Raw genomic sequence first — 20,202 nt, 5'->3', positions numbered from 1 at the left:
AATTGATGCGCATGAAAGCATGCGTTTACCACCAACGGCCCCGCCTCGGAAACCGTTGCACCGGTGTCGATGTGATGTTGTCCGCGGCACCGAACTCACAGCGCCCCGCAGGACTCACTATAAGTAGATGTATACGTATAACGCAAGGGATCGGACACCGCGGCGACCGAAGAGCCCGATTCAGCTACCGCGCCGCCGGGCTCAGATCGTCGGGCAGGATCCGAAACGCCGGGTAGCGGCCGAGAGGGCGCAACGCCCGGAAATCACGCCGGTCAAGGGTGAGGATCGCGTCGGTGTCGAACTCGTCCGCCAATGTCACGCAAACCGCATCCACGAGGTCGAGATTGAGGCTGCCGTAGCGTGCCCGTACAGCCAGTGCAGTCTGCAGTTGCGTCGCGTCAACGCTCGCGAGCACGATCCGAGTGGATGCGATTCGGCTAGCGAGCAAGCCCAGGATGCCGTCGGCTACATTGCGACCTGCCCGCACACTCGCCACATGATGCACTTCGGTGAGCGCCAGCGGGCTGACGACAATCGCGCTTGCCGAATCCGCAGCTCGCCGCACTCCGAAATGCTCAGGGTCCGAGCGATTGAACAGCGCGAGGACTCCCGAGGTGTCGGCTACGACGATCACGCGGGCCGGTTCATCGCGTTTCGGATGTCATCCTTGCTGATCGGCCCGCCCAGATCGAAGGTCTCGTCGTCGCTCAGCAGTGGCGACTCCCACTGCCGATGCCGCATGAGGTATGCCCGAACCGCATCACGCGTAACTTCATGCTTCGAGCGCCCCTCGGCATCAGCTTGCGCGTTCAGCGCAGCCTCTTCGTCCGCTGACAATCGCATGGTCCACGCCATGGATCAGATGATACCAGAGGTGATACCACACTCCGAGATGGCTGTCCTCTAGAACAAATCGGCACCCCTCAGCTGCATCACCGGACGCCACAAAGCCCCAGAGGCAACAGCGAGTCACCTGACCGCGCTCGAGGTGCCGAGTCCGTTTTTCTCGAACAGAACGCCCGAAGGCCCGACTCCCCGAGATACCCGGACAATCCGCCGAAGAAAGCTTCGGTTACCCCTTACGGTGCAGGTTCGCCATGCTCGAGGTAAGCGACGCAGCACTCGGTATAGGCGAGGTAGGCCTCCCGCAATCGGCGAGCGAGTCGTGGAATCGTGTAGTCATCGAGATCTTCAACCCGGACCCACTCCCAGCGGTCGAGTTCAGATCCCTGAAGTTCGATTGTTTGCTCGTCGCCGAGTTCACCGCAGTAGAACACATAGAGGATTTTGTCACCTTCGCGCTGGCTCGGTGCCCAATCGTGAACGAGTAATCGCCTTGGCGGATAGTCGATTCCGAGCTCTTCTCGAACTTCGCGGCGGCAAGCCGCTGTGGGCGATTCGCCCGGCTCGACGTAGCCGCCCGGAATATCCCATCCGTTACCGTATGTCTTGTGCACCAGGAATACTTCGTTGCCGCGTACGAACAACGCGCCGGCCGCCAGCCGTGCACGCGCGAACTGATTTTCCTGGCCGGTCATTGATTACCTCACGATCTGCAGACGTTGGGCAAGGGACTGCACGGCGAACGATGGGCTGCCATGTGCATTGCGGATCCACGTGAGCACGAGCTGTCTGCTCAGGTAGTGGTGTCGGACCTGTTCAGGCGCTGCCTGCTCGGCGGCAAGCACGACAGCGACCGAATCCGCTTGTCGACCTGTGAGATTGAATGCACGAGCGAGTTCGAGTCGATGGCGAATCCGACGTCATCGAATACTTCAGCCACATCCCGTTCCAGCATTGGAAAATCCGGTAGCTCGGTGTCGTCGGCTGGTACCGAAAGCGCCGGAATCAGATGCGCGAAATCCATCAAGGCAGCTCGGAGGGCGGGCACTGTGGAAGCACCGCTGTCATTGGTCCAGTCCAACAGAGTGGGCTCACCGATCAGGTCGCCCAGGGAAACATCGAGAGCATCCGCGAGCAGGCGAAGGATCGACAGTCGATCCAAGGGGATCCGATTGTTCTCGATCTTGCCCACCCAATCGTCCGTCCGACCGACCAAGCCCGCCAAAACGCCCTGGGACATACCGCGTCGACGTCGATACCAAGCAACCCGCTCACCGATGGTGAGGTCTTGGCTCATTCCGCGCACAACACGATCCTCCACCGCAGCTCGAGGGAAACCCCGGAAGGAAATTCCGGGAGTGAGACCGATCCAGGCTGAGGCTACTACCTGACCAACGAGATCAGTCATAGATGAGGGGGATAGACCGTGAACACCGACGAACTCGAATCTGTGGTCGCGTGGGCCACGTACCACCGACAACAGTTCCACCTGGCCGCCGAGAAACGAGGCACGTCGAGCCACGCGGCCGAAGTGCAACGCCACGTCCTAGAAGCCACTTGCCCGCAGAGCACACGGGTGCGCCTGGCTCGGCCAGTGCACGGCGTCGGGATAGGAGCCGCCTGATGAACAGAGAAATGCTCGTAACCCCGCCGACGATCTGCCAGTTCGCCGAAGTCGAGTTCGCTCACCAGCAGATGCGCAGGCACCGCAAGTGCAATATCGACCGGTGCGCGTGGAAGCGGGTTGCTTATCACACGCTGGTCCACTTCGGCCGCGTCGTGCCGCAGGAGCTGAGCCCACGCGAACGCGCCCACCAGCGCGGCATCGAGTACCCCCCGGACGGCACCAGCAACGCGCCACCCGCCGTAACACCCACAGCGCAGACATTCCAACAGGTTCTCGACGGGCTCACACAGTTGGTGCGGGGCGAGCAGCCATGAGCGCCTGGAACGTGGTCTGGAGCGTTGGGGCGGTCCTCGGCACGAGCGCGGTGGCAATCACCGCAATCGGGTGTGTATGGCCGAACAGCCAGCGACGCAAACCCATTACCGCACGACGTCACACCCAAACCCGGTGCGCCCCGCGGTCGGTTCAGTGGCCGCAAGCGTGGACCTGCGTCCCACCCACACGTCCGCTCACCGTCACCGAAGCGCATCACGCCATGCAGCTCCACCGCGAACACACTTGCGCCCGAAAGCAAGCCGCGTTCGCCACACTCGTCGCCGCTGGCCGGGCAACACCGGACTCCGCACGAAACAACGCCATTGGGAGTTCGGCAAATGACGAAACACAGAGCCACAGAGAATAACCGGGGGACTGATGATGAAGGTGTATACGTACAACAGTACCTCTATGTACTGGCGTGGCCAATAGCCGCCGGTGCTGGCCTACCGGGCGACGTTGTGCGCACACGACGAAGGCCCGCCTCCCAAACAGGAAGCGGGCCTTCGTTATTCGAGTCCTCAGCCGTGGAGCAGGCTTACTTCGCCTTCTCCAGGACCTCGACCAACCGCCAGCGCTTCGTGGCCGACAGCGGACGGGTTTCCATCAGCTGGACGCGGTCTCCGATGCCGGCGACCTCGTTCTCGTCGTGCGCCTTCACCTTCGAGGTGGTGCGGATGATCTTGCCGTAGAGCGGGTGCCGGTGACGGTCTTCCAGCTCGACGACGATCGTCTTGTTCATCTTGTCCGAGACGACGTAGCCGACACGCACCTTGCGGCCGCCACGCACCTCTTTCGCCTTGTCGCTCATGCGGCATCTCCCTTGCCAGCGGGTCCGGTGGCCAGACCGAGCTCGCGCTCACGCATGACCGTATAGATGCGCGCGATCTCATGACGAACGACGCGCAGACGACGGTTGTTGTCCAGCTGGCCCGTCGCCATCTGGAAGCGCAGGTTGAACAGCTCTTCCTTGGACTCGCGCAGCTTGCCCACCAACTCGTCTTCGGTGAGCTCGCGGAGCTCTGCGGCCGGTGTTCCGGTAGCCATCAGAACTGCTCCTCCCTGGTCACGATCCGGCACTTCATCGGGAGCTTGTGCATCGCGCGGCGCAGCGCCTCACGAGCGGTCTCCTCATTCGGGTAGCTCATCTCGAACATGACCCGACCCGGCTTCACATTCGCGATCCACCATTCCGGCGAGCCCTTACCCGAACCCATGCGGGTCTCGGCGGGCTTCTTGGTCAGCGGACGATCCGGGTAGATATTGATCCAGATCTTGCCGCCACGACGGATGTGGCGAGTCATCGCGATACGCGCCGACTCGATCTGCCGGTTGGTGACGTAAGCCGGCTCCAGCGCCTGGATGCCGTACTCGCCGAACGACACCGCGGTGCCGCCCTTGGCCATGCCCGAACGGCCGGGGTGATGCTGCTTGCGGTGCTTCACCTTACGAGGCATCAGCATGCGTCAGCCCTCCTGTGTCTCTGCCGGAGCGTCGGCCACAGCGGTGGCGGCGCGCCCGGCCTCGGTGCTGGTCGCCGTGGTGCCGGCGGAACCGGACCGACGCGGACGGCTCGGCCGCTCCCGGCGCGGACGCTCGGGCGCGGCGGCAGCGGCGGCCAGCTCACGCTTGCCACCGACGATGTCGCCCTTGTAGATCCAGACCTTCACACCGATACGACCGAAGGTGGTCTTGGCCTCGTAGAGGCCGTAGTCGATGTCGGCACGCAGCGTGTGCAGCGGCACCCGACCCTCGCGGTAGAACTCCGAGCGCGACATTTCCGCGCCACCGAGACGGCCCGAGCACTGCACGCGGATGCCCTTGACGTTCGGCGAACGCATGGCCGACTGAATGGCCTTGCGCATCGCGCGACGGAACGCCACCCGGTTGGACAGCTGCTCCGCGACCGCCTGGGCGACCAGCTGCGCATCCGACTCGGGGTTCTTGACCTCGAGGATGTTCAGCTGCACCTGCTTGCCGGTGAGCTTCTCCAGCTCGGCGCGGATGCGGTCGGCCTCGGCGCCGCGGCGGCCGATCACGATGCCCGGACGCGCGGTGTGGATGTCCACCCGGACGCGGTCACGGGTGCGCTCGATCTCGACCTTCGAGATACCCGCCCGCTCCATGCCGGTAGCCAGCAGCTTGCGGATCGCGACGTCTTCCTTCACGTAGTCCGCGTACTGCTTATCCGCGTACCAACGGGACTTCCAGTCGGTGGTGATACCGAGGCGGAAGCCATGGGGGTTGATCTTCTGTCCCATTTACTTTGCCCCTCCCTTCCGGCGGTTACGAGTGGATCCACCGGCGGCGGGGATGCTCTCGACCTCGATGGTGATGTGGCTGGTGCGCTTGCGGATGCGGAACGCACGGCCCTGGGCACGCGGCTGGAACCGCTTCATGGTGGCGCCCTCGTCGACGTAGGCCGTCGAGATGACCAGCGTGGCCGGGTTCAGACCGAGATTGTTCTCGGCGTTGGCCGCGGCACTGGCGACGACCTTGGCGACCGGCTCGCTCGCGGCCTGGGGCGCGAACTTCAGCAGGGCGAGGGCGTCCTCGACGCGCTTGCCGCGGACCAGGTCCACGACACGGCGTGCCTTCATCGGGGTGACGCGAACGTGCTTCGCCGTCGCGCGCGCGGTCGGGTTGGACGGCGCCGTCAGCAGTGTCTGATCGCTCTTCGCTTCGCTCATCGCCGCTTGCTCTTCCGGTCTTCCTTGACGTGGCTCTTGAACGTCCTGGTCGGCGCGAACTCACCGAGCTTGTGCCCGACCATGTTGTCCGAGATGAACACCGGCACGTGCTTGCGGCCGTCGTGCACCGCGAAGGTGTGCCCGATGAAATCGGGGATGATGGTCGAACGACGCGACCAGGTCTTGATGACCTGCTTCGTGCCCTTCTCGTTCTGCACGTCCACCTTCTTGAGGAGGTGGTCGTCGACAAACGGGCCCTTCTTGAGGCTGCGTGGCATTTCTTACCTCCTCCTTCAGCGCTTCTTGCCGGTCTTGCGCCGGCGGACGATGAGCTTGTCGCTCGGACGGTTGGGCTTACGGGTACGGCCTTCCGGCTGACCCCACGGCGAGACCGGGTGGCGACCACCGGAGGTCTTGCCTTCACCACCACCATGCGGGTGGTCGACCGGGTTCATGACGACACCACGGACCGTGGGACGACGACCCTTCCAGCGCATGCGGCCGGCCTTGCCCCAGTTGATGTTCGACTGCTCGGCGTTGCCGACCTCGCCGACGGTGGCGCGGCAGCGCACGTCGACGCGGCGGATCTCACCGGAGGGCATACGCAGCGTGGCGTAGGGGCCTTCCTTACCCAGCAGCTGGATGCTCATACCGGCGGAACGGGCCAGCTTGGCGCCGCCGCCCGGACGCAGCTCCACCGCGTGGATGGTGGTACCGGTCGGGATGTTGCGCAGCGGCAGGTTGTTGCCCGGCTTGATGTCGGCCGTCGGGCCGGACTCGATGCGGGTGCCCTGCGTCACGCCCTTGGGGGCGATGATGTAGCGCTTCTCGCCGTCCACGAAGTGCAGCAGCGCGATGTTCGCGGTCCGGTTCGGGTCGTACTCGATGTGCGCGACCTTGGCCGGGATGCCGTCCTTGTCCAGCCGACGGAAGTCGATCAGACGGTAGGCCCGCTTGTGACCGCCACCACGGTGCCGGGTGGTGATCCGGCCGTGGGCGTTGCGGCCGCCGGACTTGCTCAGCGGACGCAGCAGCGACTTCTCCGGGGTCGACCGGGTGATCTCGGCGAAGTCCGAGACGCTGGCGCCACGACGGCCCGGCGTCGTCGGCTTGTACTTACGGATTGCCATGAGTTCTTCTCTGCTTTCTGGACTCCCGGACGCCTACGCGACCGGGCCTCCGAAGATCTCGATGGGCTTGCTGTCGGCCGAGATGGTCACGAGCGCGCGCTTGGTGTTCTTGCGCTTGCCGTAACCGAAGCGGGTCCGCTTGCGCTTGCCCTGACGGTTGGCGGTGTTGACGCTGGTCACCTTCACACCGAAGACCTTCTCCACGGCGATCTTGATCTGCGTCTTGTTGGAGTCCGGGTGCACCAGGAAGGTGTAGGTGCCGTCCTCGATCAGTCCGTAGGACTTCTCGGAGATGACCGGCGCCAGCAGAATGTCGCGGGGGTCGGCGATGGTGGTCACTTGCTCTCCTCCTGTGCAATCGCCGCAGTGTCCTGCGGAGATTCCGCGGGGCCGTGCACGAACGCGTTGAGCGCCTCGACGCTGAACACCACCTCGTCGCTGTTGAGCACGTCGTAGGTGTTGAGCTGATCCGGGGCGATCGGGTGCACGTTCTGCAGGTTCGCCACGCTCTTCCACGCGGTGATGTCCTCGCGGCCGACGACGACCAGGAACTTCTTGCGGTCCGACAGCTCGCCCAGGAAGGTCTTGGCGGTCTTGGTGGACGGGGTCTGACCGGCCACCAGTTCGGTGATCACGTGGATGCGCTCGTTGCGGGCCCGGTCCGACAGGGCGCCACGCAGGGCGGCGGCCTTCATCTTCTTGGGCAGGCGCTGGCTGTAGTCGCGCGGCTGCGGACCGTGGACGATGCCACCGCCGGTGAACTGCGGCGCGCGGGTCGAACCCTGGCGGGCGCGACCGGTGCCCTTCTGCCGGTACGGCTTCTTGCCGCCACCGCGCACCTGGCCACGAGTCTTGGTCGCGTGGGTGCCCTGCCGGGCCGCGGCCTGCTGGGCCACGACGACCTGGTGCATCAGCGCGATGTTGGCGGTGACGTCGAAGATCTCCGCGGGGAGCTCGACGGTGCCGTTGGTCTTGCCGCCGATCTCCTTGACCTGCAGCGTGAGATTCGCGGACTTCTTCTCAGTGTTCACAGCAGAGCTGGTCATGCGTGCGCACCACCCTTCACGGCGCTCTTGACGATCACGACGCCGCCCTTGCGACCCGGGATCGCTCCCTTGATCAGCAGCAGGCCGTTCTCGGTGTCCACCTTGTGCACCGACAGGTTCTGCGTGGTGACCCGGTCGTTACCCATCCGGCCCGACATGCGCATGCCCTTGAACACGCGGCCGGGGGTGGCGCAGCCACCGATCGAACCCGGACGGCGGTGCACGGCCTGCGCACCGTGCGAGGCGCCCTGACCACTGAAGCCGTGGCGCTTCATGGTGCCGGCGAAGCCCTTGCCCTTGCTGGTACCGGTGACGTCGACGTAGCTGCCCTCTTCGAACACGTCGGCGCTGATCTCCTGGCCGACCTCGAAGGTGGAGGCGTCCGCGATCCGGATCTCGACGACGTGACGGCGCGGGGTGACGCCGGCCTTGGCGAACTGGCCGGAGACCGGCTTGTTCACCTTGCGCGGGTCGATGGCGCCGAAAGCGACCTGGACGGCGCTGTAGCCGTCGCGCTCCACGGTGCGGATCTGGGTGACGACGTTCGGGCCCGCCTTGATGACGGTCACGGGAACCACGCGGTTCTTGTCGTCGAAGACCTGGGTCATGCCGAGCTTGGTGCCCAGGATGCCGGCGGCCGGCCTGTTCTTGTTGTCAGTCATTTCCCGAGTCCCCGTCACTGAATGTTGACGTCGACGCTGGCCGGCAGGTCGATGCGCATGAGCGCGTCCACCGTCTTCGGCGTCGGGTCGAGGATGTCGATAAGGCGCTTGTGCGTACGCATCTCGAAGTGCTCGCGCGAGTCCTTGTACTTGTGCGGCGAACGGATGACGCAGTACACGTTCTTCTCGGTCGGCAACGGCACCGGGCCTACCACGCGTGCCCCGGTGCGGGTCACCGTCTCCACGATCTTGCGGGCCGATGCGTCGATCGCCTCGTGGTCGTAGGCCTTGAGCCTGATGCGGATCTTTTGTCCCGCCACGCTAAGTGTCCTTTTCTCCGCTTTCCTTCGTGGTCCGGCAAGCCGGCTGTACCAGCCTTCTGGACCACCCTCATTTGCACAGCCCGAACACACGAAGACGTCTCAGCTCGAGTGGGTCAGGCCTTGGGCCAGATCCGACACAGTCGAGACCACGACCGGGCACGCCCGATCCTCGCCGCTGTTCATCTGTCATGGTTCTCCGGTCCACGCGGTCGGGCGTGTCGCCCGTCCGCTCATTCCTCGGCGTCGGATCGCAAAGTATCTCGAGCCTGGAACACTGTCCCGGACGTACCCACGCCAGAAACCCGGCGAGGTACACGATGGGTACTGCTCACCCTGCCCGACCACCCGTTTCGCAGCGAAACGGACACGGCCCGGTGCAAGGCAACCCGAACAGTATGCCCGACGCGTCCGAACACTTCAAATCAGGTGGGGTGCCCCGTACTTACTTGCGAGTAAGATAGCTCTCATGGCGAACGCGACTCCGACCTATCGCGCCTGGCAGAAGCTGCCGGACAACCGGCTGGGCCACACCCTGTTCTCGCTGGCGATGGTGGCTCGAGTGCCGTACTTCGCCACGGTGCTGCCGAACGTGATCCGGCTCGAACCGGGGCGGTGTGAGGTGACCTCGCCGAAATGGTTCGGCATCCACAATCATCTGGGCACGTTTCATGCCATCGCGGCGTGCAATCTGGCCGAGGTGGCGATGGGCATGCTGAGCGAGGCAACCGTTCCGGCGACGCACCGATGGATTCCGAAAGCGATGAACGTGCAGTACCTGGCCAAAGCCGAGACCGGTCTGCGCGCCGTCGCGCAGCTGGCGCAGATACCCGACTTCGCGACCTTCGCCGAAGGCCACGAGCTGGTGGTGCCGGTGTCGATCTACGACAAGCACGGCCTGGAAGTCGTGCACGCCGACATCACCACCTGGGTCACGCCCAAATAGCCGACCGCATCACCACCAGCACCCGTACTCCGGGAATTCCGAGATCATCCAGCCTGGTCCGCGCGGAGCGGATTGAATGCCTCTATGAGTGTCAGCGCGCTCCGGGAAGTGGATGTGTGCGTGGTCGGACTCGGCCCTACCGGGTGGGCACTCGCACACCGCGCGCTGCGGGCCGGACTGTCGGTGACCGCGATCGATCCACGTCCCGACCGCCCATGGCCGCCGACCTATTCCTGCTGGGTGGACGAGTTGCCGGACTGGCTGCCGCCCAGCGCCATCGCGACCACGATTCCGGCGCCCACGGTCTGGACGAAAACCGAGCGTCGCATCGACCGGCCCTACTGTGTGCTGTCCAAACCTGGTCTGCGCAAGGCACTTCCGCTCGATGACGCCACCGTCGTCACGGGCCGCGCCACCCGGGTGGTCGCGCACCGGGTCGAGTTCGCCGACGGTGCGATGCAAGCGGCGGCAGCGGTGTTCGACACCCGCGGGCTGCCCAGCCTGGGGCGCCGCAGGGCGGCCAGCGCGCACGGTATCTTCGTCGACGCCGAGACGGCCGCGCCGATGGTCGTCGATGGCGAGGGCTTGCTGCTGGACTGGCGGCCGGAGAACGGCGCGGGGCCCGATGAGCCGCCGTCATTCCTCTACGCGGTGCCGCTCGGCGACGGCACCGTGGTCTTCGAGGAGACCAGCCTCGGCCTGCGCGGCGGTATGCCGCAGCACGTCCTGCGTAAGCGCATACTCAACCGCCTCGCCGCGCACGGCATCCGGCTCACCGGCACCGAATCGAGCGAGGCGGCACACTATCCACTCGACCAGCGGCCGCCCCGAAAAGGCGAGGCGAGGGCGATTCCGTTCGGTTCCCGGGGCGGCATGATGCACCCGTGCACCGGTTACAGCGTGGCCAACTCACTGACATTGGTCGACACCGCGATCACCGCGCTGCGACAAGGCCGCGACCCGATCGCCGAACTGTGGCCGCTGCGCGCGCGACTGGTGTATTGGATGCGGATGCGGGCCCTGCACGGTCTCGGCAGACTCACCACCGAACAGTGCACCACCATGTTCGACGCCTTCTTCAGCGCCTCCCCGCGGGGCCAGCGCGCGTTGCTGTCCAGGCACGACGACTACGCCGCCCTCGGCACCGTGCTGTTCGACATGGTCGCACACACCTGGCCGTTCCACTGGCGCTACGACCTGGTCGGCTGGACCAATCGGAATCGCTGGCTGGACTACGACTTCGCTCAGGCGCCGGTCTCGGCCGCGCGCCGATAGCCGCGGATCGCGGGATAGGCGAACAGCACCGTCACGCCGATCACCCACGCGAGTGTTTTCAGCAGCGGTTCTGCCACCGGGCCCCCGTAGGACAGCCCCTTCATGGCGTCGATCGCGCAGCTCATCGGCTGGTTGCCGACCACGTCTTGCAGCCAGGTCGGGTAGACGAACGTCGGCACGAACCCGGAGTTGAAGAACATCAGCAGGGTGCTGATGATGCCGACCGCGTGTACCAGCATCACGCCCTCCGACACCGTGGCCAGTGTCGTGACGAACAGCGCGAACGCGACCCCGAACAGCACCGGAATGCCGATCAGCGCCAGCGCCGCCAGCGGTCCCTGATCGAAGCGGAAGCCGATGGTGAAGCCGACCGCGATCACGAGCAATGTCGTGACCAGGACCCGGATCGCCTCGGCCAGCAGCCGGCCGGTCAGCCCGGCCGCGCGATGGATCGGCATGGTCCAGAACCGGCCGAGCAGCCCGGTGAGCTTCTCGGCCTTGAAGCCGAGCGCACTGACCACCGCACCCGACATTGCCGCGAGCAGCGTGATCAGCGGGACGGTCCCGTAAACGCTCGGCCTGCCGGTGGCCGCGGTGATCGCGTCGCCGAGCACGATCCGGAACATCATCAGGGTGAGCGCCGGATAGACCAGCGTCTGGATCGTCGTCGCCGGATCGCGCGCCCATACCAGCAGCAGTCGCTTGCACTGGACCAGGCTGTGCGTGGCCCAGTTGCGCACCGAACTCTCCGAGTGCGCCGGCACCACAGGCAACGCCGACGGTCCGGTCCGCTCGGCGACGTCGCCGGCGGCCACCATGGTCGCCTCCACAGAACTCATGACCGCCTCACACTCGCCCAGATCGCCAACGGAACGAACGCCGCGGCGAGCCCGATCACCCATACCAGCGGCACCCACAACACCTGCCAGGTCACGCCGTCGGCCGCCATGTCACGGAGGGCATAAGAGAACTGGGAGATCGGCTGGTTGCGCACGAAGGGACGAATCCACTCCGGGAAACTGCGTTCGGGTACGAACCCACAGGAGAGCATGCCGAAGATCAGTGTCGGCAGGGTCAGCGCCTGACTCAGCGACTCCGGGCTCTTGGTCAGGCTGCCGAGCGCGTCGGCGCCGATCGCCAGCACCGTGCCGACGGCCAGAGCGAAGGCGCAGAACAGCGCGGCTTGGCCGAAACCGGCGGTGAAGCGGAATCCGATGATGTGTCCGTAGATCAGCGCCGCGGTGAGCGAGGTGACCGATCGGACCATCCCGGCGCAGATGCGCGCGGACAACGGCACCAGGGTGCCGATCGGCATGGTCTGCAATCGGGTGCTCAACCCGGTCATCGCCTCGAACGCGGCGACCTGCGCGTTCGACATCATCGTGAAGGACATGGTCTGCAGCACGATGATCGGCATGACGAACTGCGCGTAGTCGATGCCCTGGAACTTCATCACGTAGCGCAGCGGCAGGTAGAAGCCGACGGTGAACACCAGCGGCGTGATCACCGCGACGATCAACTCGCCTTTGCTCGCCATCGTGCGCACGATGCGGCCGGTCAGCGCGCGCCACTGCGCGAAGGACGACAGCCGCGCCGCGGGCAGCTCGGCGAACAGCGCCGCCGCGGCCGGTGCGCTGTCCGGGACGGTCGCAGCGGTCACGCGTGACCACCCGAGCGGCCGGTGATGGACAGGAACACGTCGTCGAGCGAGGGGCGGCGCAGCGCGATGTCGGCCAGTTCGACACCCGCGCTGTCGAGCCTGCGCAGCGCCTCGGTCAGCGTCGCCGCACCGTCGGGCGCCGGGAGGGACAGTCGGTCGCCGCCGTTCAGCTCGGCCAGCACCGCGGCCGGGACCAGGTCGCCGAGCGCGTACGCGGCGGTGCGCAGCTTGGTCGGGTCCAGCGGGACTACTTCGCAGTAGCTGCCGCCGGTCTTCTCCTTGAGTGCCTCGGCGGTGCCCTCGGCGATCACGGTGCCCTTGTCGATCACGATGATGTTGTCGCTGAGCACGTCGGCTTCCTCGAGGTACTGGGTGGTCAGCAGCACGGTGATGCCCTGTGTCTTCAGCGCGGTCACCAGATCCCAGACACCCTGGCGGCTGCGTGGGTCCAGGCCGGTGGTCGGCTCGTCGAGGAACACCACCTCGGGACGCACGACCAGGCCGCAGGCGATGTCGACGCGGCGGCGCATGCCACCCGAGTAGTTGCGTACCGTACGACGGCCCGCGCTCACCAGATCGAATTCCTCGAGCAACGTGTCGGCCCGCTTGCGCGCCACGGACTTGCCCAAGCCCATCAGCCTGCCGAACAACTCCAGGTTCTCCCGGCCGGAGAGGTTCTCGTCCAGCGCCGCGTACTGCCCGGTCATCATGATCGACCGGCGCACGCCGGCCGGGTCCTTCAGCACGTCGTGCCCGGCTACCACGGCGGTGCCGGAGTCGGGGCGTAACAGGGTGGAGAGGACCTTCACCATGGTTGTCTTGCCCGCACCGTTGGGGCCGAGGATGCCGAGGACGGAGGCGCGTTCGGCGACGAAGCTGACGCCCCGCAGTGCATGCACGTCGCCGAATGACTTGCGGACATCCGCTACCCGGACCGCTGGCTCGCCCGCATGCGGATCTGCTTGGTTGGAACTCGGCATCAACTCTCCACTATCGGCCGCTGCGGCGACGTCGCCCGAACGCATGCTTGCGCTCGGATTGATGATCCGTCGCACTCGGCGTGATGTTACCGGCCCGCCCGTCACAGCTTTCCTCTCGCGCAGTACATCGAGGACGCGGCCGAACGTCGTCCGACCGCAGGGATGCCGAGCCGGGCCGAAGGCGCAGCAGCCGCGTCACATGCCCGGCCGATGGAAGTTCGGGCCGCGCCGGGCAGAGCCAAGGCGAAGCAGCTGCCGGAAGGTTCAGCCGTATGTCATCCGGCTGGCGCCCATGAACCGAACCCAGGCGAGCCAGTCGCAGACGGAACGCCGTAGACAGGACGCCGCGGACAGGACACAGCTGGTCGAAAGCGAGTCAGCCGCACGGCATTTGTGTGTTTGCTCACATTTCTCGGTAGCGGTTCGTCGCGCGAGGAATCGACGCTGGTTAGGACGATCCGGGGCAGCGTAGTGGCGGCGGCCGAGCCTTGTCGGCCCGCCGCGTCAGCCCATAGTCTGCTTGGTGGGGAGAGGCACACTCACTCGTCCGCGGCTGCGCCCCGCGCAGCGGTGCGCACGCTGGTTTCAACACTGTGAGAGGTGATCATGGCCGAGTCCGCGCAGCCATGGGTGGCGGCGCGTCCGGGAGGAACGGGCCGAACGAACGTGCTGACGTCTTACGATCCGCGTACCGGCGAGGTCGTGGGCAACTACGCCGTGATGAGCACCGGCGAACTGAGCCGCACCGTGCGTGCGGCCCGCGCCGCCGAAAAGTGGTGGGCCGAACTGGGATTCAGCACGCGCCGACGCTGGTTGCTGGATTGGAAACGCGATATCGCCCGGCGTTCGGGTGAATTGGTCTCCTTGCTCTGCGAAGAGACCGGAAAGCCGGCCGTGGACGCCGCGATCGAGGTGATGCTCGCGGTGGAGAACCTGGATTGGGCCGCACGCAACGCCGCCCGGGCGCTGGACCGCCGACGCATCGATTCCAGCTGGCTCAGCCGCAATCAACGCGCCTCGGTCGGCTACCTGCCGCTCGGCGTGGTCGGGGTGCTCGGGCCGTGGAACAACCCGGTCTTCACCCCGATGGGCTCGATCGCCTATGCGATGGCGGCGGGCAATGCCGTGGTGTTCAAGCCACATGAGCTCACCACCGGCGTCGGGGTGTGGCTGGCCGACAGCTGGTCTCGGCTCGCGCCGAAGCAACCGGTGCTGCAGGTGGTGACCGGCGACAGCGCGACCGGCACGGCGCTGTGCCGCGCCAAGGTCGACAAGATCGCTTACGCCGGACCGCAGGCGCAGGCCCGCGAGGTGATCGCCGCGTGCGCGCAGACCGTGACGCCGGTCGTCGTCCAGCGCACCGGTAAGGGCAGCATGGTCGTGCACGTGGACGCGAAGCTCGACGACGCCGCCGAGGCCGCGGTGTTCGGCGCGATGGCCAACGCCGGTCAGAACGCCACCGGCATCCAGCGAGCCTACGTCGCCGAGTCGGTCTACGACCGCTTCCTGGAACTGGTCGTGGAGCAGGCCCGAAAGCTGCGCCCGGGCGCGGACCGGAGAGCCTCCTACGGCCCGATGATCCTGGAATCCCAGGTCGACGTGGTGCGCAGGCAGGTGCGCGACGCGGTGGCTCGCGGTGGACGCGCCGTGCTCGGCGGACTGGACTCGATCCGCGAGCCCTACATCCAGCCGATCGTGCTGGCCGAGGTGCCGGAGCAGAGCAGCGCCATCACCGGCGAGGGTATCGGCCCGGTGCTCGTGGTGAACAAGGTGGCGAGCATGGCCGAGGCCGCCGAGCGGATCAATGCGGTCGGCACCGATGTCGCGGTGTCGGTTTTCACCAGGGACGTGCACGAGATCGAGGCGTTCGCCGAGCAGCTGCGGGTCGGGGTGGTGACGATCAACTCCTCCACCACCTATGCCGGAATCCCGGCGCTGCCCTTCGGCGGCGTGGGCGAGTACGGGCAGGGGCACAGCCACGGCGACCAAGGCCTGCTCGAGTTCAGCAGGACCCTGGCCATCGCGCGCAAGCGCTACCAGGCGCCGGTGAACCTGTCCACCTTCGACCGCCACCCCCGGCACCTGCGGCTGGCCAGAGCGATCTTCCGGATCCGGCACGCGCGCACCTGATCCGGCTGAGCTAGCCGAGCAGCACCGCGTCCATCAGCGCCGTGACGCGCGCGAGTTGCGCTGGGCGCGAATCGAATCGGATCTGCCTGCCCACATCGATCGCCTGGCCGATGCCGGCGTGCACGCGGAAACGCGCCTCCACCTGGTCCCGGTCGAGCAAGTTCGCCCACTCCTGCACGTTCTGTCGCTGAACGGCGCGCAGCTTGTGCTGTTCGGCCTGCGGCAGGTTGGTGAATTCGGCGTAGTAGACCGCCATGATCTCCGGCATGGCGAAGTTCAGCTTGGCGTAGCGGTCGGCCACGCGCCGAGCCGCGTCCTCCCGGCTGGTCGCCTCGGCCAGCGCCTCGGTGATCGCGATGGCCACCCGGTCGCCGGCGCGGTAGAAGGCCGCGGCGAGTAGATCGGACTTGCTCGCGAAGTGCCGGTACACGCTGGAGGCGTTGATACCGACGGCGGCGCCGATCTCCTCGATGCTCGCCTCGTGGTAGCCCTGCCTGCCGAAGATCCGGATCGCCTCGGTGAGCAACTGCTCCCGTTTCGAGCTCACCGGGATACCGCGCACGGGCCGGTCGGAGTCCGGTTCGGCCGGGGCGGCGGGTAGCTCGGCGCGCAGCACGGCCCAGGCCATCTCGTGCAGCAGCGGTAGCAGTCTGGCACTCGACAGCGTGGTGCGGTGCGCCGCGATACTCGCGATCGTGCTGAGCACGCTCACCGAGAGCATCGCCACGTCCGCGGCAGGCGCGTCCGGCCGCAGCAGCGCGATCGGCGCGGCGAGCGTGTTGTGCAGGTCGTGATAGATCTTCTTGATCCGGACGCGGTCCGCGCGTTCGAGATAGCGCCGTTCCCAGCGGTAGAGCCCCGCTTCGCGGCGGATCTCGATGGTGTGCTCGCTGATCGCGCGGATCAGGGCGTCCAGGCGTTGCGCCGGGTCGAGCCCGCTCTCGTCGGCGGCGCGGGCGACGGTCAGCAGATTGCGGGCGCCCTCCTCGGCGGCGGCGACCAGCAGCGCGTATTTGCTCGTGAAATGCCGATACAGCGCGGGACCGGAGATCCCGACCTCCGCGGCGATCTCGTCGACTCCCACCGGGTAGTACCCGCGTTCGCTGAAGGCGCGCGCGGCCGCCCGGATGATCTGGGCCTTGCGATCCTTGGGACGGTGACGCACCGGCGGTGCGCCCGCCCGGTTATCCGGGCCGGGCCGCGCGGGGGCGAGACCGATCTCGCTGCGATCCCCGGCCATGCACCTCTCCGTTCTGGCGGCGGCGCTGGTTGACAACGCCCGACAATGGAACATAAGTTAACCACAATTCGCCAAGTTAACCACTGTTCATCGCCTGCATATGGCTATCTCCGGCGTAGGAGCAAATATGAAGAACGCCTATTCCGCGGAATCCGCCGCCCCGCCCGACGCCACCGGATTCACGGCGGTCAAGGACGGCAAGGTGCTCCGAATCACGATCACCAAGCCGAAGCGTAAGAACGCCCTCGACTACGACACAATGCTCGCGCTCGGTGACACCCTCCGCGCCGTGCGCGAGGACCGCACCGTGCGCGTGATCGTGCTGACCGGCGCGGGCGGCGATTTCTGCACCGGCGCCGACCTGTCCGCGCGCACGGACGAGCAGCGAAGCGGCATCACCTCGGAGATGCTGATGGACGCGGCGAACCGGCTGGTGCGCGCGATCGTCGACGCCCCGGTCCCGGTGATCTCCTGCATCCGGGGCGCCGCGGCGGGCTTCGGCGTCGGTATCGCACTGGCGGCCGACCTGGTCTACGCCAGCGCGGATTCCTACCTGCTGCTGGCCTTCATCAACGTCGGCTTGATGCCCGATGGCGGTGCGGCCACAATGATCGCCGCCGCGGCGGGCCGGCCGCTTGCCGCGCGGATGGCGCTGCTCGGCGAACGGCTGCCCGCCGCGGCCGCTGAAGCCGCCGGTCTGTTCACGGCGGTCGTCGCCGACCACGAACTGGACGACGCCGTCCAAGCCGCTGTCGAGAAGATCGCCGCGGGCCCGCGGCGGGCGCTGGAACTCACCAAGCAAGCGCTGAAGCAGGCCACGCTGACCTCGCTGGACGCGGCGCTGGATACCGAAAAGGCCGGACAAGCCGAATTGCTGCGGTCCCCGGATTTCACCGAGGGCGCCACAGCGATGCTCAGCAAACGCAAGCCCGTCTTCGCCGACTGATCGGCCCGCCGCAACCCAACCAGCCGACAGGCGACTATGTTCATCGGCTATGACTTACCTGGTTACCGGGGCAACTGGGTTCATCGGTCGGTTCCTCATCCCCGAGCTGCTGAAACACGAGGGTGACATCCACGTACTGGTCCGGCCGGGTCATGCCGCGGCCGACCGGTTCGCCTGCTGCGCGCAGGAATGGGCGGGCGGCGACCGCGTCCGCTTGGTGCACGGCGATCTCGGCGCCCCCAAGCTGGGCATCGATCCGACCTGGCTGGCGCGCCATCGCGGCAGCATCGAGCACGTCTTCCATTTGGCCGCCGGCTACGACCCGACCGAGCGCGGCGGTGGCACCAGACATCTGGTCGACGCGGCCGAGGAGCTGAATGCCCTTCGGCTGCACCATGTCTCGACGGTCGAGGTAGCCGGGTCTTGCGCGGGCTCGTTCACCGAGGACATGTTCGACTACGGGCAATCGCTGGCCACGCCGATGCAGCGGGCCGAATTCGAGGCCGAGCGAATCGTGCGGGAATCCACCCTGCGCTGGCGCATCTATCGTCCGTCGATCGTGATCGGCCATTCCAGGACCGGCGAGATCGACCACATCGACGGGCCGTACCACTTCTTCCGCCTGCTGCGGATGGCCGCGCAACTGCCCCGGCTGCTGCCGGTGCTGGTGCCCGAGCTGGGCGAGACCAACATGGTCCCGGTCGATTTCGTCGCCCGTGCCCTGGACCACATCGCCCACCAGCCCGATTCGGACAAGATCACCTATCACCTGGTCGACCCGCGCCGGCTGCGCGCGGTGGAGGCACTGAACCTGTTCGCCGACGAGGCGGGCGCGCCGCATCTGGTCGAGGTGATGCCCAAACGCACGCTCGGCATGCTGCTGCGCGTTCCCGGCGCCAACTGGCTGCTGCCCCGCGTCGGCGTCGCGCTGGATGTCCTGGAGCACAGCGAATTCACCTGCTGGTTCGACTGCCGCCACGCCAGCGCGGCGCTGGCGGGCAGCGGCATCAAGGTTCCGCCGCTGGACGCCTACGCGCCGCGAATCTGGAAGTACTGGATCGAGAACTGGGTCTGATTTCACCCGGAAACAGCGAAAGCCGACCGCCTGGCTGCTCGAGGTGGCAACCAGGCGGTCGGCGCGATGCACCGGCGGTCCGGAACAGGTCAGATGCCGAGACCCCTCAGATACCGAGCCCCTTCGCGAGCACCGGCCACGAGAGCTGGAACTCGTCGCGCCAGTAACCCCACGAGTGAGTGCCCGAGTTACGGAAGTTGTAGGTCGCCGGGATACCGAGCTGATCCAGCTTGGTCTGCAGGTTATGCGTGCAGTAGTTGGTGCCCGCCTCGATCACACCGCCGATGATGATCTGGTTGGCCAGGCCGTACGCTCCGGGGAGGGCGTACTGACCGTTGAGCGTGTCGTACTGGCCGGGCAGCCCGTTGCCGGTGGAGATGTAGAGCTGCAGCCCGCGCAGTCCCTCGGCGTTCACATACGGGTCGTTGGCCACCCACTCCGGCGAGCCCTCGGGACCCCACATGTTCTCGGTGTTGCCGCCGCCCCAGGTCTCCACGGTCAGCTTCACGAACTCCGCGCCGACCGGATCACTGGTCTGCGCGCAGCCGCTGTAGGCCGCGGCGGCCTTGTACAGGCCCGGCTTGGCGATCGGCAGCGCGAGCACCGTGGTGCCCGAGGTGGACAGGCCGGCGATGGCGTTCACGCCATTGGTACCGAGCGCGCCGTCGACCAGTGGCGGCAATTCCTCGGTGAAGAAGGTCTTCCACTTGTTGCGGCCCAGCACCGGATCGTCTTTGATCCAGTCGGTGTAGTAGCTCCATTTGCCGCCGATCGGCTGGATCACGTTGACGTTCTTGTCCGACAAGAACTGCAGCGCGTCCGTCTTCGCTTGCCACGAGGCGTCGTCCTCGCCGCCGCCGGCACCGTTGAGCAGGTACAGCGTGGGACGCGGCACGGACGCGTCAGCGGGACGCTGGACGTCGATGACGATCTTCTCGTCCATTGCCGCGGAGTACACGTACAGCCGGATGCTGCGCGCGTCCTTGTACTCGGCCTTGGTGATACGCGAGCCGTCCGGAGCGACCGGGTTGCCCAGCAGGGTCTTGGAATCGATGATCGGGTCAGCTGTCGCGCTGGACGCGCCGAGACCGGTCATCACCCCCGCGAACACTGCCGTTGCCGCGATCGCGGCCGCGGCACGCAGGCCACCGCGCCGGGTCTGTCGACGTATCAATTTCGCACCTTCGCTTCGTCTCGAGATTTCGCACTTGTTTTCCCCACGCGCCGGGTGGATGCCCTGGACACCATGCCCGACCATACGGCCTATCCAGTCGTGACAACAGGGGACATCGTTACCGCACCGTTGCCCATCATGCC

At 66.5% G+C, this 20,202-nt stretch carries 26 protein-coding genes; 6 read left to right on the top strand and 20 right to left on the bottom strand.

Translation table 11 applies throughout. The features are described 5' to 3' along the window. Positions 1 to 184: 184 nt before the first annotated feature. The 4 genes from ACT86A_RS04505 to ACT86A_RS04490 form a co-directional block, all read right to left on the bottom strand. Entirely contained in the window at positions 185 to 634 is a 450-nt protein-coding gene (locus ACT86A_RS04505) for a type II toxin-antitoxin system VapC family toxin (protein WP_445090712.1), read from the bottom strand. Further along, positions 631 to 855: a ribbon-helix-helix domain-containing protein gene (locus ACT86A_RS04500; protein WP_445090711.1), complete on the bottom strand. Its 225-nt coding sequence runs from the start codon at positions 853 to 855 to the stop codon at positions 631 to 633. The genes ACT86A_RS04505 and ACT86A_RS04500 overlap by 4 nt, the downstream gene beginning before the upstream one ends. 224 nt (positions 856 to 1,079) lie before the next feature. Next, positions 1,080 to 1,538, bottom strand: a complete 459-nt coding sequence (locus ACT86A_RS04495; RefSeq protein ID WP_445090710.1) for an NUDIX domain-containing protein — start codon at positions 1,536 to 1,538, stop codon at positions 1,080 to 1,082. A gap of 98 nt (positions 1,539 to 1,636) precedes the next feature. After that, positions 1,637 to 2,386, bottom strand: coding sequence for a helix-turn-helix domain-containing protein (locus tag ACT86A_RS04490; protein ID WP_445090709.1), 750 nt, complete (start codon positions 2,384 to 2,386; stop codon positions 1,637 to 1,639). An 80-nt stretch (positions 2,387 to 2,466) separates the two neighbouring features. On the opposite strand from ACT86A_RS04490, the gene ACT86A_RS04485 reads away from it, so the two are divergent. After that, positions 2,467 to 2,784: a hypothetical protein gene (locus ACT86A_RS04485; RefSeq protein ID WP_445090708.1), complete on the top strand. Its 318-nt coding sequence runs from the start codon at positions 2,467 to 2,469 to the stop codon at positions 2,782 to 2,784. Positions 2,785 to 3,323: 539 nt separating this feature from the next. On the opposite strand, the gene rpsQ is transcribed toward ACT86A_RS04485, so the two are convergent. Genes rpsQ through rpsJ form a run of 11 tightly spaced genes read right to left on the bottom strand, consistent with a single transcriptional unit; the run spans position 3,324 to position 8,633 of the window. Continuing rightward, on the bottom strand, positions 3,324 to 3,596 hold the full coding sequence (gene rpsQ / locus ACT86A_RS04480) for a 30S ribosomal protein S17 (RefSeq protein WP_445090707.1): 273 nt from the start codon (positions 3,594 to 3,596) through the stop codon (positions 3,324 to 3,326). Beyond that, positions 3,593 to 3,832 carry a 50S ribosomal protein L29 gene (gene rpmC / locus ACT86A_RS04475; protein WP_445090706.1) on the bottom strand — a complete coding sequence of 80 codons (240 nt, stop codon included), beginning with the start codon at positions 3,830 to 3,832 and terminating at the stop codon, positions 3,593 to 3,595. Before rpmC ends, rpsQ begins: the two co-directional genes overlap by 4 nt. Further along, positions 3,832 to 4,248: a 50S ribosomal protein L16 gene (rplP, locus tag ACT86A_RS04470; RefSeq protein WP_445090705.1), complete on the bottom strand. Its 417-nt coding sequence runs from the start codon at positions 4,246 to 4,248 to the stop codon at positions 3,832 to 3,834. Before rplP ends, rpmC begins: the two co-directional genes overlap by 1 nt. A 3-nt stretch (positions 4,249 to 4,251) precedes the next feature. After that, positions 4,252 to 5,046: a 30S ribosomal protein S3 gene (gene rpsC, locus ACT86A_RS04465; RefSeq protein WP_040774085.1), complete on the bottom strand. Its 795-nt coding sequence runs from the start codon at positions 5,044 to 5,046 to the stop codon at positions 4,252 to 4,254. Next, positions 5,047 to 5,475, bottom strand: a complete 429-nt coding sequence (gene rplV, locus ACT86A_RS04460) for a 50S ribosomal protein L22 (protein WP_445090704.1) — start codon at positions 5,473 to 5,475, stop codon at positions 5,047 to 5,049. It abuts the gene before it with no gap. Next, the gene (rpsS, locus tag ACT86A_RS04455; protein ID WP_043719741.1) at positions 5,472 to 5,753 is read right to left on the bottom strand and encodes a 30S ribosomal protein S19; all 282 of its coding nucleotides are present in this window, start codon (positions 5,751 to 5,753) and stop codon (positions 5,472 to 5,474) included. Before rpsS ends, rplV begins: the two co-directional genes overlap by 4 nt. A gap of 15 nt (positions 5,754 to 5,768) precedes the next feature. Then, positions 5,769 to 6,605: a 50S ribosomal protein L2 gene (rplB, locus tag ACT86A_RS04450; protein WP_040864840.1), complete on the bottom strand. Its 837-nt coding sequence runs from the start codon at positions 6,603 to 6,605 to the stop codon at positions 5,769 to 5,771. 33 nt (positions 6,606 to 6,638) lie between these two features. Then, positions 6,639 to 6,944 carry a 50S ribosomal protein L23 gene (gene rplW / locus ACT86A_RS04445; RefSeq protein ID WP_445090703.1) on the bottom strand — a complete coding sequence of 102 codons (306 nt, stop codon included), beginning with the start codon at positions 6,942 to 6,944 and terminating at the stop codon, positions 6,639 to 6,641. Further along, the gene (gene rplD, locus ACT86A_RS04440) at positions 6,941 to 7,651 is read right to left on the bottom strand and encodes a 50S ribosomal protein L4 (RefSeq protein ID WP_445090702.1); all 711 of its coding nucleotides are present in this window, start codon (positions 7,649 to 7,651) and stop codon (positions 6,941 to 6,943) included. Before rplD ends, rplW begins: the two co-directional genes overlap by 4 nt. After that, positions 7,648 to 8,313: a 50S ribosomal protein L3 gene (gene rplC / locus ACT86A_RS04435; RefSeq protein ID WP_445090701.1), complete on the bottom strand. Its 666-nt coding sequence runs from the start codon at positions 8,311 to 8,313 to the stop codon at positions 7,648 to 7,650. Before rplC ends, rplD begins: the two co-directional genes overlap by 4 nt. A 14-nt stretch (positions 8,314 to 8,327) precedes the next feature. Next, the gene (gene rpsJ, locus ACT86A_RS04430; RefSeq protein WP_003938093.1) at positions 8,328 to 8,633 is read right to left on the bottom strand and encodes a 30S ribosomal protein S10; all 306 of its coding nucleotides are present in this window, start codon (positions 8,631 to 8,633) and stop codon (positions 8,328 to 8,330) included. A gap of 469 nt (positions 8,634 to 9,102) precedes the next feature. On the opposite strand from rpsJ, the gene ACT86A_RS04425 reads away from it, so the two are divergent. Continuing rightward, positions 9,103 to 9,579, top strand: coding sequence for a hotdog fold domain-containing protein (locus ACT86A_RS04425; RefSeq protein ID WP_445090700.1), 477 nt, complete (start codon positions 9,103 to 9,105; stop codon positions 9,577 to 9,579). Between the two features lie 84 nt (positions 9,580 to 9,663). Then, positions 9,664 to 10,854, top strand: a complete 1,191-nt coding sequence (locus tag ACT86A_RS04420; protein WP_445090699.1) for a lycopene cyclase family protein — start codon at positions 9,664 to 9,666, stop codon at positions 10,852 to 10,854. Here the strand turns inward: ACT86A_RS04420 and ACT86A_RS04415 are convergent. The 3 genes from ACT86A_RS04415 to ACT86A_RS04405 are packed head-to-tail and all read right to left on the bottom strand — an operon-like array spanning position 10,824 to position 13,494. Continuing rightward, complete coding sequence (locus ACT86A_RS04415) at positions 10,824 to 11,693, bottom strand: ABC transporter permease (protein WP_445090698.1); 870 nt, start codon at positions 11,691 to 11,693, stop codon at positions 10,824 to 10,826. The two genes, ACT86A_RS04420 and ACT86A_RS04415, sit on opposite strands and share 31 nt — an antisense overlap. Next, positions 11,690 to 12,469: an ABC transporter permease gene (locus ACT86A_RS04410; protein ID WP_445090977.1), complete on the bottom strand. Its 780-nt coding sequence runs from the start codon at positions 12,467 to 12,469 to the stop codon at positions 11,690 to 11,692. Before ACT86A_RS04410 ends, ACT86A_RS04415 begins: the two co-directional genes overlap by 4 nt. Before the next feature lie 41 nt (positions 12,470 to 12,510). After that, a complete protein-coding gene (locus tag ACT86A_RS04405) occupies positions 12,511 to 13,494 on the bottom strand; it encodes an ATP-binding cassette domain-containing protein (RefSeq protein WP_445090697.1) in 984 nt (327 codons plus the stop codon). A 606-nt stretch (positions 13,495 to 14,100) separates the two neighbouring features. Here ACT86A_RS04405 and ACT86A_RS04400 point away from each other — a divergent pair. Beyond that, positions 14,101 to 15,624, top strand: coding sequence for an aldehyde dehydrogenase family protein (locus ACT86A_RS04400; RefSeq protein ID WP_445090696.1), 1,524 nt, complete (start codon positions 14,101 to 14,103; stop codon positions 15,622 to 15,624). Between the two features lie 10 nt (positions 15,625 to 15,634). On the opposite strand, the gene ACT86A_RS04395 is transcribed toward ACT86A_RS04400, so the two are convergent. Beyond that, positions 15,635 to 16,864: a TetR/AcrR family transcriptional regulator gene (locus ACT86A_RS04395; protein ID WP_445090695.1), complete on the bottom strand. Its 1,230-nt coding sequence runs from the start codon at positions 16,862 to 16,864 to the stop codon at positions 15,635 to 15,637. 127 nt (positions 16,865 to 16,991) lie between these two features. Here ACT86A_RS04395 and ACT86A_RS04390 point away from each other — a divergent pair, with 127 nt between their 5' ends. Beyond that, on the top strand, positions 16,992 to 17,810 hold the full coding sequence (locus tag ACT86A_RS04390) for an enoyl-CoA hydratase-related protein (RefSeq protein ID WP_445090694.1): 819 nt from the start codon (positions 16,992 to 16,994) through the stop codon (positions 17,808 to 17,810). A 49-nt stretch (positions 17,811 to 17,859) separates the two neighbouring features. Next, positions 17,860 to 18,885 (top strand): SDR family oxidoreductase, encoded by a 1,026-nt coding sequence (locus ACT86A_RS04385; RefSeq protein ID WP_445090693.1) that lies wholly within the window; start codon positions 17,860 to 17,862, stop codon positions 18,883 to 18,885. Between the two features lie 106 nt (positions 18,886 to 18,991). Here ACT86A_RS04385 and ACT86A_RS04380 read toward each other — a convergent pair whose 3' ends face one another. Continuing rightward, positions 18,992 to 19,981 (bottom strand): alpha/beta hydrolase, encoded by a 990-nt coding sequence (locus ACT86A_RS04380; protein WP_445090976.1) that lies wholly within the window; start codon positions 19,979 to 19,981, stop codon positions 18,992 to 18,994. Between the last annotated feature and the right edge of the window lie 221 nt (positions 19,982 to 20,202).

This window comes from Nocardia glycosmidis (assembly GCF_052545115.1).
This window is presented reverse-complemented; position numbering and strand designations above follow the sequence as displayed.